Source organism: Paraburkholderia sp. SIMBA_053 (genome assembly GCF_046534895.1).
GTDB classification, from domain to species: domain Bacteria; phylum Pseudomonadota; class Gammaproteobacteria; order Burkholderiales; family Burkholderiaceae; genus Paraburkholderia; species Paraburkholderia caledonica.
Map to the genome: position 1 here is coordinate 1 of NZ_JAWRXU010001825.1, position 233 is coordinate 233.

Genomic DNA, 233 nt, shown 5'->3' on the forward strand with positions numbered 1-233 from the left:
CCTGCGTAACAATCACGAAAATGATGACGGGTACTGTAATCAGCGTTGCGGGTAACTGCATGATGCCGATCAGCAGCACGGCGAGCGCGAGCAGGCCCGCGCCGGGAATACCCATGACGATGAACGCGATGCCGATGAGCAGCATCTGGATGAACGCAATACCGACCACACCCTGCGCCACCGCCCGAATGGTCGACGTGCATAAATCGGCAATCTGCTGGCCGTTCTCGGGA

Annotated in this window: 1 pseudogene; it reads right to left on the minus strand. The window is 58.8% G+C overall.

The annotated features are described in order from the left end of the window. Positions 1-233 (minus strand): annotated as a pseudogene (locus tag SB753_RS41820) (AI-2E family transporter); the annotation flags it as partial.